This window comes from Alcanivorax hongdengensis A-11-3, from assembly GCF_000300995.1.
Lineage (GTDB): Bacteria > Pseudomonadota > Gammaproteobacteria > Pseudomonadales > Alcanivoracaceae > Alcanivorax > Alcanivorax hongdengensis.
This window is the reverse complement of sequence record NZ_AMRJ01000003.1, coordinates 15,870-32,555: the sequence shown is the minus strand read 5'-3', so window position 1 is coordinate 32,555 and position 16,686 is coordinate 15,870. Positions and strand designations below refer to the sequence as shown.

The 16,686-nt window shown below is 62.9% G+C and carries 16 protein-coding genes; 2 read left to right on the top strand and 14 right to left on the bottom strand.

Annotated elements, in window-relative coordinates:
- Positions 1–58 precede the first annotated feature (58 nt).
- The 11 genes from panD to dksA form a co-directional block, all read right to left on the bottom strand.
- Positions 59–439 carry an aspartate 1-decarboxylase gene (gene panD, locus A11A3_RS03295; protein WP_008927845.1) on the bottom strand — a complete coding sequence of 127 codons (381 nt, stop codon included), beginning with the start codon at positions 437–439 and terminating at the stop codon, positions 59–61.
- 88 nt (positions 440–527) lie between these two features.
- A complete protein-coding gene (gene panC, locus A11A3_RS03290; RefSeq protein ID WP_008927844.1) occupies positions 528–1,385 on the bottom strand; it encodes a pantoate--beta-alanine ligase in 858 nt (285 codons plus the stop codon).
- 15 nt (positions 1,386–1,400) lie between these two features.
- The gene (gene panB, locus A11A3_RS03285) at positions 1,401–2,189 is read right to left on the bottom strand and encodes a 3-methyl-2-oxobutanoate hydroxymethyltransferase (RefSeq protein ID WP_008927843.1); all 789 of its coding nucleotides are present in this window, start codon (positions 2,187–2,189) and stop codon (positions 1,401–1,403) included.
- Between the two features lie 85 nt (positions 2,190–2,274).
- Positions 2,275–2,967 (bottom strand): deoxynucleoside kinase, encoded by a 693-nt coding sequence (locus A11A3_RS03280; protein WP_008927842.1) that lies wholly within the window; start codon positions 2,965–2,967, stop codon positions 2,275–2,277.
- Positions 2,933–3,454, bottom strand: a complete 522-nt coding sequence (gene folK, locus A11A3_RS03275; protein WP_008927841.1) for a 2-amino-4-hydroxy-6-hydroxymethyldihydropteridine diphosphokinase — start codon at positions 3,452–3,454, stop codon at positions 2,933–2,935. The genes A11A3_RS03280 and folK overlap by 35 nt, the downstream gene beginning before the upstream one ends.
- Positions 3,451–4,773 (bottom strand): polynucleotide adenylyltransferase PcnB, encoded by a 1,323-nt coding sequence (gene pcnB, locus A11A3_RS03270; RefSeq protein ID WP_008927840.1) that lies wholly within the window; start codon positions 4,771–4,773, stop codon positions 3,451–3,453. Before pcnB ends, folK begins: the two co-directional genes overlap by 4 nt.
- 610 nt (positions 4,774–5,383) lie before the next feature.
- Positions 5,384–6,715: a sigma-54-dependent transcriptional regulator gene (locus A11A3_RS03265; RefSeq protein WP_008927839.1), complete on the bottom strand. Its 1,332-nt coding sequence runs from the start codon at positions 6,713–6,715 to the stop codon at positions 5,384–5,386.
- Positions 6,712–9,666 (bottom strand): sensor histidine kinase, encoded by a 2,955-nt coding sequence (locus A11A3_RS03260; protein ID WP_008927838.1) that lies wholly within the window; start codon positions 9,664–9,666, stop codon positions 6,712–6,714. The genes A11A3_RS03265 and A11A3_RS03260 overlap by 4 nt, the downstream gene beginning before the upstream one ends.
- Complete coding sequence (locus A11A3_RS17910; protein WP_008927837.1) at positions 9,656–9,832, bottom strand: hypothetical protein; 177 nt, start codon at positions 9,830–9,832, stop codon at positions 9,656–9,658. The genes A11A3_RS03260 and A11A3_RS17910 overlap by 11 nt, the downstream gene beginning before the upstream one ends.
- 73 nt (positions 9,833–9,905) lie before the next feature.
- Positions 9,906–10,787: a tRNA glutamyl-Q(34) synthetase GluQRS gene (gene gluQRS / locus A11A3_RS03250; RefSeq protein WP_008927836.1), complete on the bottom strand. Its 882-nt coding sequence runs from the start codon at positions 10,785–10,787 to the stop codon at positions 9,906–9,908.
- A 116-nt stretch (positions 10,788–10,903) separates the two neighbouring features.
- Positions 10,904–11,266, bottom strand: coding sequence for an RNA polymerase-binding protein DksA (gene dksA / locus A11A3_RS18195; protein WP_202802663.1), 363 nt, complete (start codon positions 11,264–11,266; stop codon positions 10,904–10,906).
- Positions 11,267–12,408: 1,142 nt separating this feature from the next.
- On the opposite strand from dksA, the gene A11A3_RS03235 reads away from it, so the two are divergent.
- Together A11A3_RS03235 and sfsA are read left to right on the top strand one after the other, a co-directional pair.
- Positions 12,409–13,575: an aminotransferase class I/II-fold pyridoxal phosphate-dependent enzyme gene (locus tag A11A3_RS03235; protein ID WP_008927833.1), complete on the top strand. Its 1,167-nt coding sequence runs from the start codon at positions 12,409–12,411 to the stop codon at positions 13,573–13,575.
- The gene (sfsA, locus tag A11A3_RS03230) at positions 13,572–14,294 is read left to right on the top strand and encodes a DNA/RNA nuclease SfsA (protein WP_008927832.1); all 723 of its coding nucleotides are present in this window, start codon (positions 13,572–13,574) and stop codon (positions 14,292–14,294) included. Before A11A3_RS03235 ends, sfsA begins: the two co-directional genes overlap by 4 nt.
- A 16-nt stretch (positions 14,295–14,310) precedes the next feature.
- On the opposite strand, the gene A11A3_RS03225 is transcribed toward sfsA, so the two are convergent.
- Genes A11A3_RS03225 through A11A3_RS03215 form a run of 3 tightly spaced genes read right to left on the bottom strand, consistent with a single transcriptional unit; the run spans position 14,311 to position 16,605 of the window.
- Entirely contained in the window at positions 14,311–15,267 is a 957-nt protein-coding gene (locus A11A3_RS03225; RefSeq protein WP_008927831.1) for a serine/threonine protein kinase, read from the bottom strand.
- Complete coding sequence (locus A11A3_RS03220) at positions 15,264–15,608, bottom strand: Rieske (2Fe-2S) protein (protein ID WP_008927830.1); 345 nt, start codon at positions 15,606–15,608, stop codon at positions 15,264–15,266. Before A11A3_RS03220 ends, A11A3_RS03225 begins: the two co-directional genes overlap by 4 nt.
- Positions 15,601–16,605, bottom strand: a complete 1,005-nt coding sequence (locus A11A3_RS03215; protein WP_008927829.1) for an adenosine kinase — start codon at positions 16,603–16,605, stop codon at positions 15,601–15,603. Before A11A3_RS03215 ends, A11A3_RS03220 begins: the two co-directional genes overlap by 8 nt.
- Positions 16,606–16,686 lie beyond the last annotated feature (81 nt).

Here is a 16,686-nt window from a genome sequence, read left to right as displayed (position 1 = left end):
GCATAAAAAAACGCCGGCGTGTGTGCCGGCGTTTCAATAAATCGTCAGGTCAGGAGGATCAGGCCACCTGGACCGGGATGGCATTGCTGGAGCCTTTGACTTCGTTGCCTTCGGCCATGTAGATCAGGCGAGGCTTGAAGTTGATCAGCTCGGAGCTGGAGTAGTTGGCGTAGGCGCAGATGATGACGCGGTCGCCGGGCTGGGCCTTGTGGGCGGCAGCGCCGTTCACGGAGATGATCTTGGAACCGGCTTCGCCACGGATGGCATAGGTTTCAAAACGCTCACCGTTGTCCACGTTGTAGATCTGGATCTGCTCGTACTCCAGGATACCTGCCATGTCCATCAGATCGCCATCAATGGCGCAGGAGCCTTCATATTCGAGCTCCGCGTGGGTCACACGGGCCTGATGAAGTTTGGCTTTCAGCATGGTGCACTGCATGTTGGTTACCTCTACAAGCGGCCTGAAACCTGCTATACGCCGTGTTTCCGGCTAGCAGGCGCTTCAAGGGGCCCGAAGTATGCATGAATCACTGGTCACGCACAATGGATACCGAGATATTGTCAATCAATCGTGTACGGCCCAGTTTGGCGGCCACGGCGACCACCAGATCGGTGTCTCCGGGGGCGGCCAGTGCCAGGCTGCGGGCATTGGCAATGGTCAGGTAATCCACCTGGAAACCCTGCTGGTTGAGGCTGTCGGTGTGGCGCTGTTCCAGGGCCCGAAAATCCCGCTCGCCGGCTTGCAGGGCCTGACCGATGGCCTGCAGGGTCTGCTGCAGCTGCGGCGCCTGGGCGCGCTCGCTGTCGCTCAGGTAACCGTTGCGTGAACTCAGGGCCAGGCCGTCGTCCTCGCGCAGGGTCGGGGCGCCGACGATCTTGATCGGGAACAGCAGTTCCTCGGTCATGCGGCGCAGAATGGCGAGCTGCTGAAAATCCTTCTCCCCGAACACCGCCACGTCCGGCTGGACAATATTGAACAGCTTGGAGACCACCGTGGTGACGCCCCGGAAGTGCCCTTCGCGGCTGGCGCCGCACAGGGTGTCGCCGAGCCGGTCCACGTCCACCCAGGTCTGGTTGCTGCCCAGCGGGTACATTTCGTCCACGGCCGGGGCAAACAGCAGGTCGGCTTCGGCATCCACCAGGGCGGCGGCGTCCGCGTCCAGGGTGCGAGGGTAGTTGTCAAAGTCCTCGTTGGGGCCGAACTGGGTAGGGTTGACGAAAATCGACACCACTACCACGTCGCAGCGACGGCGGGCTTCGTTGACCAGGCTGATGTGGCCCGGGTGCAGGTTGCCCATGGTGGGCACGAAGCCCACGCTCAGGCCCTTGCTGCGCCAGCTGCGCACATGCTCGCGCACCTGGGAAACGGAATGAACGGTTTGCATGGATGGCGTCCGGAATCAGAAACAGTGTTCGTCGGCGGGAAAGCGGCCGTCCTTGACGGCCCGGTCGTAGGCCTGGAAAGCGGCGCGAATATCACCGGTGTCGGCCATGAAATCCTTCACGAAACGGGCCGGTTTGCCGGGACTGATGCCAAGCATGTCGTGCATCACCAGCACCTGCCCGTCGCACTCCGGAGCGGCGCCAATGCCGATCACCGGCGCCTTGACCTCGGCGGTGATGCGGGCGCTCAGTTCGCGGGGCACGCACTCCAGCACGAACAGGGCGGTGCCGGCGGCGTCCAGGGTTTTGGCGGCGTTCAGCAGGGCGGCGGCGCCGTCGTCGTCCTTGCCCTGTACCCGGTAGCCGCCCATGGCGTTGACCGCCTGGGGCGTCAGGCCCAGGTGGGCACACACCGGAATGCCGTTGCGAGTCAGCACTTCCACGGTCTCCGCCAGCCAGTCGCTGCCTTCCACCTTGATCACATTGGCGCCGGCCTGCATCAGGGCGGTGGCCGCTTCCAGGGTACGCTCCAGGGTGGCGGCGCCCATGAAGGGCACGTCGGCAATCACCAGGCTGCCCTGGTTGCCGCGGGCCACGCATTCGGTGTGATAGACCATCTGTTCCAGGGTCACCGGTACGGTGCTGGTCTGGCCCTGCATGACATTGCCCAGCGAATCGCCCACCAGCATGGCTTCCACGCCGGCCTCGGAAATCAGGCGCGAGAAGCAGGCGTCGTAGGCGGTCAGTACCGAGAACTTGCCGCCGTCCTGTTTGCGTTTGAGAAGGGTGCGAATGGTTACTGCCATGGGAGTTCTCCCCGGAAACGGAGCCCCGTCAGCGCGGCGGGGCCTTTGAATTCGAGCCGGTGGCGCCGTTGCCTCCAGCGATCCGCTAGACCAGCGGACGGGGGTTAAAATAGTGGCGCCCCGAGCGGATGTCCAGCAGCTCGCCGATCAGTTGCTGGTAGTCCTGGTCGTTGTTGACCAGATCGATATCCGCAGCATTGACGATCAGTAGCGGGGAGCGGTCATAGAAATGGAAGAATTCCGTGTAGGCGCCGCTGAGACGCTCCAGATAATCGCTGCTGATCTGCAGTTCGTCCTCCTGGCCGCGCCGCACGATGCGCTGGCGCAGGGTACGGGCCGGCGCCTGCAGATAGATCACCAGGTCCGGTCGCGGCGCATCCAGGGTCAGGTGGGCGTCCACGTTGCAGTAGAGGGCGAATTCCTCCTCGTCCAGGGTGACCTGGGCGAACAGGCGGTTCTTGTCGATCAGGAAATCGGCAATCCGCGAGCCGGCGAACAGGTCCTGCTGTTGCAACTGGCGCAGCTGGTCGGCGCGCTGGAACAGGAAGAACAGTTCCGTTTGCAGGGCATAGTGGCTCGGGTCCCGGTAGAAGCGGCTGAGAAACGGGTTGTCCTCGGCCTGCTCCAGCAGCAGGTCGTAGCCAAAGGTCATGGCCAGACGTTTTGCCAGGCTGGTCTTGCCCACGCCGATCGGGCCTTCCACGGCGATAAAGCGTGGCAGGCTGCCAGCCTGGCGCCGTTGTTCAATCCGTTCGCTGAGGGTTTTCGACAAGGTCATGGGCGTTCAGCTCTGCCAGCGGGTGGATAGCCTGATCCTGTACCGCGGGCAGGAAACTGTCCAGAGGCGTGCCGTCCGGCAGGCAGATGCCGGGGGCAATCTCCCGCAGCGGTATCAGCACGAAGGCCCGCTCGGTGAGGTGCGGGTGCGGGACCTGCAGGCTGGGCAGTGAAAGGGTGCGGTTGTCGATCAGCAGGATGTCCAGATCCAGGGTGCGTTCGCCCCAGTGGCGCCGGCGCACTCGACCGGCGGCCAGTTCCAGGGCCTGCAGGCTGTGCAGCAATGCCAGCGGCGACAGATGGGTATCCAGCGAGGCCGCCGCATTCACGAAGTCCGGCTGGTCCCGGGGCCCCACCGGAGCACTGGCATAAAGGCGGGAGTGACCGGTCAGGGTGACGCCCGGCAGGCGCTGGAAGGCATGCAGGGCCTGAATCAGCCGCTCGGCGGGCTGGTCCAGATTGCTGCCCAGGCCGATCCAGGCTTTCATTGATCGGGTTGGCGGCGTGGGCGACGACGGCGCCGGCGGCGATTGCCGTTTTTGCCGCCGCCGCCCTGGTTGCCCAGCTGGCCAATCATGTCACGACGACCCGGCTCGTCCTGTTCCTGATAGCGGGTCCACCAGTCGCCCAGCCCCGGGTCAATCTCGCCGGCCTGTTCGCGCAGCAGCAGGAAGTCGTAGGCGGCGCGGAAACGCGGGTGTTCCATCAGGGCGTCGGCGCGTTTGCCGGCCCGCTTGTCCAGGCGCAGTTGCAGCTCCCACATTTCCCGCATCACCGTGGAGAAGCGGCGCGGGATGGCGGTGTGCTTGACCTGTTGGTTGAGGGCCTGGGTGGCCGCCTTGTGCAGGGCCTGGGCCGGCGGCAGGCCGCTGGACAGGTAGCGCGGCAGGCGGCTCTGGATCACCGGCCACAGTAGCACCGCATAGATGAAGGCCGGGGTCACCGGCTTGTTACGGGCCAGTCGGGCATCGGTGTTGTCCATGGCGGCCAGCAACATGCTTTCCCAGATGGCTCCTTGCTCGCCCTGCAGGGCGCGCTGGGTTTCCGGGAACAGGAAGGCAAACAGACCAAGTTGCTGCAGCTGTTCATAGGACTGGCGGGCATGGCCGCTGAGGAACAGCTTGAGCACTTCGTCAAACAGTCGCGCCGGGGGAACCTGCAGTAACAGTTCGGCCATGTCGGGAATCGGGTCCGCGGTATCGGCGGCGATGTCGAAGTCCAGCTTGGCGGCAAAGCGGGCGGCGCGCAGCATGCGCACCGGGTCTTCCCGGTAGCGTTGTTGCGGGTCACCGATCAGATGGATGATGCGGTCATCGATGTCATCCACGCTGCCGACGAAGTCATGCAGGGTGAAGTCGGCAATGTTGTAGTACAGCGCATTGATGGTGAAGTCCCGGCGCAGGGCGTCTTCCTCGATGCTGCCCCAGGTGTTGTCGCGCAGCACCAGGCCGGTTTCTTCATGGGCGTGATGTTGCTGCTTGTCCGGGTTGTCGTCGGTGTTCATGGCCCGGAAGGTGGAGACCTCGATCACTTCCCGGCCGAAGCGCACATGCACGATCTGAAAGCGGCGGCCAATGATGCGGCTGCGCTTGAAGATGCGGTTGACCTGTTCCGGGGTGGCGTCGGTGGCCACGTCAAAGTCCTTGGGGTCGCGGCCGCTGAGAATGTCGCGCAGGCAGCCACCGACCAGGTAGGCCTGAAAACCGGCCTTGTGCAGACCGTAAAGGACGTCCAGCGCGGCACGGGAAAACTGCTTGCGCGAGATGCTGTGCTGATCGCGGGGAATGATCCGGGGTTCGAATGTCATGTTTTTCGCATCACCGGAGGAACCTGGCCAGGGCAGCCTTGTCACAATAGTGCGGATCAACTGCGCCAGATATTGAAAAAGCTTGGATAGCATGTGTCGGTTTGGGTCCGGGTAAAAGGCTACAAGCTGGCGATGGTAGCACTTTTTATAGCCAGTTGAGACGCTTTTGGGGTTATACTCGAAGATTGTGGCTTGAAAAGTAAAAAGGGGCCACAACCTTGGTTGTGGCCCCCACATTTTGCGCTGATTCTGTTGTTATTATTGTTTGTGTTGTTTTCTGCCTTGTCGCTGCAATCATCAGTTGCAGCAGCACTGCATTGGCTCGTGAAATTATTGTTCTTCTTTCTTGTTCTTATTTTTGAGCCGTTACGCCGCTGTTGTTTTCGTTATCTGGCGTGGAATTCATAGTGCCCGTATGCCCCGGGCTTTGCAACAAAGTGTTTTGTTCTTTAAAAACAGTAGGTTGCATTATTTTTCTAGAAATAAAGTAAACAGGCTGAACGGTTGTGTAACGCGAGTGTTACCTGGCTGTGTAGAGTGGTAACACTTTGGCCTGGATCACATTCAGGCCTTTTATCAGGCAATAGACTATTGCCGTTTTTTTCACCACTCAGTTTCGCCGCCCGCTGCTTTTCTTGCGCGGGATGCCCAGGCGCTGGCGACGTTCCCACAGACTCTTGCGGCTGATACCCAGTTTCTGGGCCAACTCGGTCTCGGTCATGCTGTCCTGGTTTTCCATCACGAAGCGGGTGAAATAGTCCTCCAGGGACAGGTCTTCGCTGGGGTCCAGGCTGGCACGGCTGACCCGCTGCGGGGTGCGGTTGGCGTTGAGGCCCAGCTGGGCCGGGCCGATGCCGTCTTCCTCGGTGAGAATCACCGCCCGCTCGATGACGTTCTCCAGTTCGCGCACATTGCCGGGCCAGCTGTAGTCATGCATGGCCTGCAGGGCCGCGTCGGTAAAGTACAGGTCCTGGCGTTGCAGCTTCTCGCTGCAGCGGCTGAGCAGCGCATTGGCCAATGGCTCCAGGTCATCCTGGCGCTGGCGCAGGGCCGGCAGCTGCAATTCCATCACGTTCAGCCGGTAATAGAGGTCGTCGCGGAAATAGCCCTGGCTGACGCGGCTGGGCAGGTCCAGCTGGCTGCTGGCAATCAGCCGCACATCCACCCGGCGCGGCGTCAGGGAGCCCTGGCGGTGAATCTCGTGGCTGGTCAGCAGGGTCAGCAGGCGCCCCTGGGTGTCCCCGTCCAGTTCGCCCACTTCGTCCAGGAACAGGGTGCCGCCGTCCGCTTCCTCGATGCGCCCGGGCTCGTCGCCATCGCCGAACAGTTCGGATATCTGCAGGGCCTTGGGCAGGGCCGCGCAATGTACGGTGACCAGGGGGCCGCTGGCCCGGTCGCTGTGTTCATGCAGGGCACGGGCTGTGAGCTCCTTGCCGGTGCCGGCTTCGCCCATGATCAGTACCGGGGTGTGGGTGGGCCCCACCCGACGAATGCGGTGGCGAATGTCCTCCATGACCTGGCTGTCGCCGACCATGTTGTGGACCGGGTAGGTGCGTTCGATGTCACGACGCAGGGCGCGGTTGCCACGATTGAGGCGGCCTTCCTTGAGCACCCGTTCCACGGCCAGCAGCATTTCGTCGTGATCAAAGGGTTTGGGGATATAGTCCACTGCGCCCTGGCGCATGGCATCCACGGCGGAGCGCAGACTGGCGTAGCTGGTCATGATCAATACCGGGGTGGCGCCGGCGCTGTCGATCAGGGTAGTGCCGGGCTCGCCGGGCAGACGCAGGTCACTGATGATCAGGTCAAACTGGTTAAGGCCTTGTTCGCGGGCCTGTTCCACGGAACCGGCTTCCATCACCGAGTGGTCGTTGCGCTCAAGCAGTTTGCGCAGGGCGCCGCGGATAACCGGTTCGTCCTCAACGATCAGAATATGACTCATGGTGTTATTTCCTGGGCCGGGGTATGGACATCGGCGATGGGCAGCGTGATCACGAAACGGGTGCCGTGGTTGTCGTGGATCGGGCTTTCCACCAGGATGCTGCCTCGGTGGTCTTCGATGATACTGTAAACCAGCGCCAGGCCAAGGCCGGTGCCACGGCCGGGGGCCTTGCTGGTGACAAAGGGTTCAAACAGGGCGTCGCGCAGTTCCTCGGGGATGCCGTGGCCCTGATCCTCCACACGAATATCGATGCCGCGCTCATGGCGGTCGCTGCTGATGCGCACCGGCTGTTGTTGCTCGCTGGCATCGGCGGCATTGCCCAGCAGGTTGATGAATACCTGCAGCAGCCGCTGGGCATCGCCCTGCACCCAGTGCTCCGCCAGGCAGTCATTGTCGAAGGGTTGCTGGCGGTGATCCGGGTCCAGTTGCAGCAGGGAAATGGCTTCGGCCACGGTGTCGCGCACGTTCACTGGCGAGTGCAGGGCCTGGCTGAGCCCGCCGGAATGGCTGAAGGTCACCAACGATTCCACGATGCGGGTAATGCGCCGGGTCTGCTCCATGATTTGCCGGGAGGCGGTTTGCAGCTCCTGCTCGTCCTGTTCGCCATCCAGATTCTGGGTCAGGCAGGCGATGGCGGTGACCGGGTTGCCGATTTCGTGGGCCACGCCGGCGGCCAGTCGGCCAATGGAAGCGAGCCGTTCGTTGTGGGCCAGATGCGCCTCCATGTGGCGCAGTTCGGTGACATCCTCGATCACCAGTACCTGGCCGCCGGCCTGCTCGCCGGTGCTGGCGGCAATTTCCGATTTGTGCAGGCTTAGCCAGCGGCTCTGGCCGTCCACTTCCACACTGTGCTGCGGCAGGTGGGCATCATCCTGCTGGCTGAAGCGGCTGAACAGTTCCCCCCAGGGCGAAGGCAGCGTGTCCAGTCGCGAGCCGATGGTGTCTTCGGCGCTGATGCCGGTGAGCGCTTCGATGGCCAGGTTCCAGCCAATCACCTCATTATCCGCGCCCAGGGAAATCACCCCCATGGGCAGCTCGAGCAGGGTCTGACGGTGGAAACGCCGCAGGCTGTCCAGCTCCGCCGCCAGCCCCGAGAGACGGTCACGGTACTGTTCCAGCCGTGATTCGATAAAGCGGATGTCTTCGCTGGACTGCTGTTCCTCTTCCGGCCGGTAGGGCAGATGGTCGTCCACCAGCTGATGGGCCACGGACGGCCCCAGCAGACCGGACAGGTTGGTTTCCAGCTGGTCGCGCAGGCGGCGCAGGGCATAGGGGCGGGTTTCGCGATGGTCCAGGCGCAGATCGCGCAGCGCCATGTCCACCTCACGGCGAGCGGTGACCGGGCCCAGCGGTTGCGCCAGGGCATTGATGAAGTCTTCCACGCTCTGGGCCTGCAGGCTCCAGCGGTAGGGGCGGCGCAGGCTGTCCACCGCGCAGGCTTCGGCGGCATTGCGTTCAGAGCGGCTCATGGGCGTGACAATGGAGACAATGGCGTAGACCAGCGCATTGACGGTCACCGATACGATGGCCACGTGTTGCCACTGGCTGGCGCCGGTCTGGAAACGGATGCCGATCAGATCCATCAGTGGCAGGAAGCGCCACTGCGGCCAGGTGATGGGAATCATCAGTGCCAGTAGCCAGAGCACAAAGCCTACCAGCATGCCGGCGAACAGGCCGTTGCGATTGCCGGACGGCCAGAACAGGGCGCCGATCAGCCCCGGCACGAATTGCAGGGTGGCAACAAAGGACAGCACACCCAGCTCCACCAGCGAGTGTTCGGTGCCGATCATGCGGTAGAAGAGATAGGCCAGCGCCAGGATGGCGGCGATCAGCACCCGGCGGGTCCACAGCAGGTTGCGATAGAGGTTGGTGCCCTGATGCAACGGGCTGGCGGGCAGCACCAGATGGTTCAGGCACATGCCGGACAGGGCCAGGGTGGCCACGATCAGCATGCCACTGGCACCGGCCAGGCCGGCCAGGTAGCCGAGCAGGGCGCCACCGCCGCCGGTCACCATGCCAATGCCCAGTGAGTAGTAGTCCGGCGGGGTTGGCGCATTGCTGGCGGCGGCGCTCCAAAGAATCACCGGGATGCACAGGGCCATGACCAGAAACATGAGCGGCAGGGCCCAGCTGGCGGTAATCAGCGCGCGCGGATTGAGATTCTCGGTAAAGGCCATGTAGAACATGTGCGGCATGACCACGGCGGAGACAAAGAAGGCCATGATCATGGAATGCCAGCTGCCGTCCTGCAGCGGGTAATAAAGCCGCGACAGCATTTCCGGGTGGTCCTCCAGCCAGTTGCCCATGCTGCCGGGACCGTCGAATACCCCGTAGAGGCCGAACAGGGCCACACCCACGAAGGCCAGCAGCTTGATCAGCGATTCGGTGGCAATGGCGATCACCAGACCCTCGTGTTTCTCTCGGGCGGTGGTATGGCGGGCGCCGAACAGAATGGCAAACAACACCATCAGCAGGCAGAACCAGAAGGCCAGAGTGCGGGCATTCTCCGCCCCGGACAGTACCTGGATGGATTCCGCCACGGCCTTCAGTTGCAGGGCCAGTAGCGGCAACATGCCGGCCAGCATCATCAGGGTGGTGAGCATGCCGGCCAACCGGCTGCGATAGCGGAAGGCAAACAGGTCCGCCAGTGAGCTGAGCTGATAGGTGGTGGTCAGCCGCAGTATCGGCGCCAGCAGAATGGGGGCCAGCAGAAACACCCCGGAAATGCCCAGGAAAAAGGACAGGAAGTTGTAGCCGTACTGATAGGCGTAGCCCACGGTGCCATAAATGGCCCAGGCGCTGGCATACACTCCCAGGGAAAACACATAGACCATGGGATGGCGCACCAGCCGTGCCGGCAGCCAGCCGCGTTCGGTGATCCAGGCCACCAGAAACAGAAACAGCAGGTAGCTGCAGGCAATCAGGATCAGTTCGCCAACACTATAGGTCATCGGTATCCCGGCTCCGTGCGACCCAGTAGCTCAGGGCGATCAGGCCCAGCCAGATCAGGTAGGGGCGATACCAGGCCCGCCCGCCTTCGCTCCACCAGTCGATGATGGCCGGTGACAGCAAGTAGGCGCCAATAATGAAAATGATCAGCAGGCGGTCGGTGTACATCGGATCTCCGGGCCGGTCCCAGAGGGGCACGACCAATGAAAAGAAACGGCCCGCAGAGCATACGCCAGCCCCATCAAGATTGTAAAAGCGCAGGCAGGGGTTGTTCGGTACCGGTCGGCCAGCGGTGCTGCGGGTAGTGTTCCAGCGCCCATTGCAGCAGCCGGGCCGGCGGCGCGCCGTGAAGTTCGTCGCTCACGGTCAGCCCCATGCATTGCAGGGCGGCCTGCATCAGCTGGCCGGGCGGGCGTTCACTGACACTGTCGCTGCCGCGGGACTTGGACAGTTTCAGGGCGCGCCCGTCGGTGACCACCGGCAAATGGGCGTAGCGGGGAGCCGGACGTTGCAGGCACGCCAGCAGCCAGCGCTGGCGCAGGGTGGAGTCGAGCAGGTCGGCGCCGCGCAGCACATCGGTAATGCCGTCATCCGCGTCATCCAGCGCGCAGGCCAGCTGGTAGCCGAACAGGCCGTCACGGCGACGAATGACAAAGGCCCCGCCTTCGCGTTGCAGGTTGGCGCAGGTGCGTCCCTGAATCCCGTCGTCAAAGCACAGCTGCTGATCCGGTACGGTCACCCGCACCGCAGTGCCCGCTGCCGCCGGTACCGCCACCGCCGCACCGGGATGCTGATGATCCAGCGCCGCCAGCTGCTGGCGGGTCATGGCACAGTAGAAGGCATGGCCACTGGTCAGCAGCGTCTCCACGGCATCCTGGTAGGCATCACCACGCTGACTCTGATAACGCACCGGGCCATCCCAGTGCAGCTGGAAGGTATCAAGCTGGGCAAGAATGGTATCGGCGGCGCCGGGCACTTCACGGGGCGGGTCCAGATCATCGATACGGACAAACCACTGCCCCTGCCGGCTGCGCGCTTCCAGCCAGCTGGCCAGCGCGGCCACCAGGGAACCGAAATGCAGGGGACCGGAGGGGGTGGGGGCGAAACGTCCGCGATAAGACATGAAAATCAGTTGAGAATGGACAATTGATAATTGATAACGAAAACCGGAAGTCGCTGCCGGCAATGATGGAGCGGGTTTTACGTTATCAATTACCCATTATCAATTGTCCATTAGGTTTACCCGGCCAGCTGCTTCTCCTTGATCTCCGCCAGTTCCTTGCAGTCGATGCACAGTTCGGCGGTGGGGCGGGCTTCCAGGCGGCGGATGCCGATTTCCACGCCGCAGGCGGTGCAGAAGCCGTAGTCATCCTTGTCGACCTGGTCCAGGGCCTTTTCGATCTTCTTGAGCAGCTTGCGCTCGCGGTCGCGGGTGCGCAGTTCCAGGGCGAATTCTTCTTCCTGGGTGGCGCGGTCTGCCGGATCGGGCAGGTTGGCCTGCTCGTCCTGCAGGTGGTGCATGGTACGGTCGGCTTCTTCCATCAGTTCCTGGCGCCAGGCCAGGAGGATTTGACGGAAATGGGCACGTTGAGGTTCGTTCATGTATTCCTCGTCCTTAGCCGGATGGTAAGGCGCGAAACCATGAATCTGAGCCTGGGACGCGGATGAGGAAGTCTGTTTTTTCACCTTTGATTTCACCTGAGCAGAAGAGGCGGAACGGGCCGGCGTGGTATCCCTGCCGGAGCTTGCCTTCCTGGCTGGGCCCGAAGTGGCTTGAGTTCTTGCGGCTGTGTTGGCGGCGGCACTGGCCTTGCCAGACACAGGCAATTTGCGTTTCACCGCCGGCGCCTTGTGGCTGGCAGCCTTGGTGGCGGGTTTTTTGACGGTTGCCTTGGGAGCAGCCGACTTGGATGGCGTGGCCTTGCGGGTCGCTTTGGCGGCCGGCTTCTTGGTAGTCGCGGGTTTGCTGGCGGCGACCTTGGCCGGGGCGGCTTTTTTCGCTGCCGGCTTGGCGGCCGGTTTCTTCACCGCCGCCTTGCGTGCCGGGGCGGCCTTTTTGCTGGCGGCCTTGGCGGGGGCTTTTTTTACCGCTGCCTTGTTGGCGACGGCTTTCTTCGCCACCGCTTTCTTGGCGGGTGCCTTGGCAGCGGCTTTCTTGGCGGGCGCTTTTTTCACCGCGGCCTTTTTTGCCGCCGGTTTCTTCACTGCTGCTTTCTTGGCTGCGGGTTTGGCGGCTGCCTTTTTTGCCGGTGCTTTCTTGGCGACGGCTTTTTTCGCTGTGGCCTTTTTGGCTACCGCTTTTTTGGCGGGAGCTTTGGCCGGAGTGGCTTTCTTCGTGGAAGAAGATGCTGCCTTGGTGGTTTTCTTGCTGGCTGCAGAGGTCCCGCTCGATTGTTTTTTAGCCGCCTTCTTGGGCGCTTTCTTTTTGCCGGTGGCCATCTTGATCAACTCCCTTAGCATCTTCTCGACTCTCTAAATCGGTTCACCCGTATTCCCTGGGCGCCTGTCACGGGGGTAACGCGTGTGTGATGCTGACCACGATGAAGCGGCTTTCCTGCGCCGCGACCCACGGTCACCGGTTGCGTCACTCAAGCCTTTCCCGGAGGCTTGCGGACATTGGCATAATGTAAACCCCGACCTTACTCCCTAACCGTTAGGCTTGTCACCTTCCGGTCAGGCGGTGGCAGGATGGCGAAAAACTGGCCGATTATAGCCGTGTGCCCGCGTTAGAAAAGAGGAAACTTGTGATCACTCTGTCTCAATATGCGCAACAAATCCCGCCCTTCCATGTCATGGCATTGCTGGCCCGTGCCCAGCAGCTGGCGGAGCAGGGCCATGATGTCATTCATCTGGAAGTGGGCGAGCCGGATTTCGCCACGCCGCCGGCGGTGCTCAAGGCGGTGGACGAGGCGGTCAGCCATGGCCGCACCGGTTACACCCCGGCCGGAGGCTTGCCCGCGTTGCGACAGGCCATTGCCGATGATTACCGCCGGCGCTTTGATGCCGAGGTGGACCCGGCCCGGGTGGTGGTGACCCCCGGTGCCTCCGGGGCCCTGCAGCTGGCGCTGGCGGCCCTGATCAATCCCGGTGATGGTGTGCTGTTGTGCGACCCGGGTTACCCCTGCAATCGGCAGTTCGTCAAGCTGGTGGGTGGCAAGCCCCAGTCCGTGGTGCTGCGCGCCGAGCAGCATTTCGTGCTCGATCAGCAACAGCTGCTGGACGCCTGGCAGCCCGATACCCGCCTGGCCATGGTTGCCAGCCCCGATAACCCCACCGGCAACATGCTGGCCCCCGAGAGGCTGGCCGATATGGCCCGGGCGGTGAGGGCCCGTGATGGCATGCTGCTGGTGGACGAAATTTATCAGGGGCTTTGTTATGAACGCCCGGCGGGTTCGGTGCTGGCCCATACCGATGAGGTGCTGGTGATCAACAGCTTCAGCAAGTATTTCTGCATGACCGGCTGGCGGCTGGGCTGGCTGGTGGCGCCGCCGTCACTGGTGCCGGCCCTGGAGCGCATTGCCCAGAACCTGTTTCTGGCCCCCTCTACGCCGGCTCAGTACGGGGCGCTGGCGGCCCTGGAGGAAGAAACCCTGCTGGTTCTTGAGCAGCGCCATCAGCTGCTGGCCGCCCGCCGCCATTGTTTGCTCAACGGGTTGGCGCGGCTGGGCCTGCCGGTGGTGTCCCGGGCCGAGGGTGCCTTTTACCTGTATGTGGATGTCAGCGCCTGGACCGATGACAGCTTCGCCTTCTGTGCCGACCTGCTGGAAAAGGCCAAGCTGGCGGTGACGCCGGGGCTGGACTTTGGCGAAGGCCACCAGCCACAGCGTTACATCCGCCTGGCCTATACCTGTGACGAACAACGACTGGAGCAGGCCCTGGGCCGGCTCAAACAGTATCTGGAGAGCCTGTGAAATTTGAGCCTGCCCTGGAGGCGGTGACGCTGGTACGTCGCTACAAACGGTTCATGGCGGATGTGATTCGTGCCGATGGTAGTGAGATTACCGTGCATTGCCCCAATACCGGCTCCATGAAGAATTGTGTGCTGCCGGGTCAGCCCCAGGCGGCGCTGATTTCCGATAGCGGCAATCCGAAACGCAAGTACCGGCATACTCTGGAAGCCGTGCAGGTGGCCCATGGCCACTGGGCCGGCGTCAACACTGGCCGCCCCAATGCGCTGGTGGAAGAGGCCGTCAGGGCGGCGCGGGTGCCTTCCCTGGACCCGGCCAGTGGCGTGGAGCGTGAGGTGAAATACGCTGACAGCCGTTTTGACCTGGCGCTGGGCGAGCGTGCCGACCCGCATACCTTTATCGAGGTTAAGAACGTGACCCTGGGGCCGGGGCCGGACGATGCCGATGACGGTATTATTGCCTTCCCGGACTCGGTGACCGAGCGGGGCCAGAAACATCTGCAGACTCTGATGGCGGTGGTGGCGTCGGGCAAGCGGGCGGTGCTGTTCTTCTGCGTGCAGCACAGTGGCGCGCTGGCGGCCCGACCCGCAGACGAAGTGGATGCCCGTTACGGTGAATTGCTGCGTGAAGCGGTGGCCAGCGGGGTGGAGGTGCTGGCCTGGCAGGCGGCGCTGTCAGCCCGGCAGTTTTGTCTGCACAAGCCGTTACCGGTGTTGCTGTAGTCGCACTGCTGGAGCGCTACGATTGCTGCAGGCTTTGCAGCTGTTGTTGCAGCAGGGTGACCTGGTTGCCCCAGTAGTTCATGGACTCGAACCAGGGGAAGGCTGGCGGGAAGGCCGGGTCGTCCCAGCGTTTGGCCAGCCAGGCGTCGTAGCAGACCATGCGGCGGATGCGCAGGGGATCAATCAGCAGCTGCTGCTCCCAGGGGAACGGCAGGAAGGTGTCATAACCCCGGGCCAGCACGGTCAGCTGGTGTTGCTGCTCATCGTCCTCGCCGGATAGCAGCATCCACAGGTCCTGCATGGCGGGGGCGCGCAGGCTGTCATCCAGGTCCACAAAGTGCGGGCTGTCATCGCGCCACAGGATGTTGCCGGTGTGGCAGTCGCCGTGCACATTGAGCAGCGGCACCTGAAGACCCTGCAGGCGTTGCTCGATGCTGTCGAGCAGTTGGCCGGTCAGGTCCCGGTACTGGCCGCGGTAATTGAGATCGACCACGTCATGGATCAAATACTCACTGGCGGCACGGATATCCTGCACCACATCCAGTGTCGGGCGCTGCTGGTAGGGGCGGTCACTGCCGCAGGCGTGCCAACGGGCCAGGGTGCGGCCCAGCTGTTCCAGGTGACTGTCATTGGCCAGTTCCGGCGCATGGCCGCCGGCTCGCCGGAAGACCGCGAAGGAAAATCCGTCGCAGTGAAACAGGCTGGTGTCACCGCGAACTTGCGGTGCAATCACCGGCAGATCCCGTTCTACCAGAAACAGGCTGAAGGCATGCTCTTCCAGGATCTGGGCATCGCTCCAGCGGCCCGGGCGGTAGAACTTGACGATCACCGGCGGCCCCTCTTCCTGGCCCACCTGGTAAACCCGGTTTTCAAAGCTGTTGAGTTGTAACAGTCGGCCGTCGCTGAGAAAGCCGGCGGCATCCACCGCGTCGAGCATGAAATCCGGGGTGAGATCGTCGAAGGGATGGCTCATGCCGGTTGCGGTACCTCGCCCAGCCAGACTTCCTCGCCGCGGACTTCCAGCGGTACCGCAATCAGTTTGTCGCCGCTGCAGGGGCCGGACAGGCAGTTACCGGTTTCCACTTCGAACAGGGCGCCGTGGTTGGCGCACATGATGAACTGGCCGTCGCCATCCATGAACTGGTCGGGCATGAAGTTCAGCTCGATGCCCAGGTGCGGGCACCAGTTGATGTAGGCATGCATCTGCCCATCGAATTTGGCCACCACGATGCTCTGGCCGTCCTTCTGGAACTCCCGGGCGCTTTCATGCTCGATGTCGTTGACGTTACAGATGTGTTCCATGGTCTCAGTCACCGAGAATATCCTTGCGCAGTTGCTGGTGGGTGTCGGCGCTCAGGCGCGGGCCGAATTCGGTCACCAGGCGCGCGGCGGCGGCGGCGGCCAGTTTGCCGGCGCTGGCAAAATCGTGGCCGTGGGTAATGGCATACAGGAAGGCCCCGGCAAACATGTCACCGGCACCGTTGCTGTCGATGGCTTTCACCGGCACCGGGTCGATGCGGTGGCTCTGCGCGCCATCCCAGATCAGGGCCCCTTTGGCACCCAGGGTGATCACCGCAGATCGGCACAGGCCCTTGAGCTGTTCCAGCGCCGCTTCCACCGAGTCGGTGTCGGTGTAGCTGGTGGCTTCGGCTTCATTGCAGAACAACAGGTCCACGCCGTCGCCGAGCATTTCGGCCAGGCCGTCGCGGAAGAACTGCACCATGGCCGGGTCGGAAAAGGTCAGCGAGGTTTTCACGCCGTGCTTTTCGGCCAGCTTGCGCAGCTGGATGGCCGCCGCGCGGGAGCTGTCACCGCTGACCAGGTAGCCTTCCAGATAGACATAGTGGCTGGCGGCGATGGCCGCTTCGTCCAGTTCCGCCTCGGACACCTGGCTGGAAATACCCAGGAAGGTATTCATGGTGCGCTCGGCATCCGGGGTCAGCATTACCAGGCACTTGCCGGAAATGCCGGGGTCGCGCTGGCCGTTCATGTTGGTGTCGACGCCGGCGGCGGTCAGGTCGTTGACGAAGATGTTGCCGGTGTCGTCATCGGCTACCTTGCAGGCGTAGTAGCTGTTACCGCCGAAGTAGCGGGTTGCGACCACGGTATTGCAGGCGGAGCCGCCGCTGGTCTGCTTGTGCGGCTCGGCCTCGTCGGCCAGGGCGGCGATCAGTTCGGCCTGGCGGGCTTCATCCACCAGGGTCATCAGCCCCTTGCCCACCTCCATGCGTTGCAGAAAGGCGTCGCTGACCTCGATTTCCGTATCCACCAGGGCATTGCCGAGGGCATAAACGTCGTATTTCTTTTCCATGCAGGCTCCAGTGCCGGTTCCAATCAGGGCGCCTATTATGGAGGGGGGCGGGGCGGTTGCAAAATCGGTGTTAATTAATGG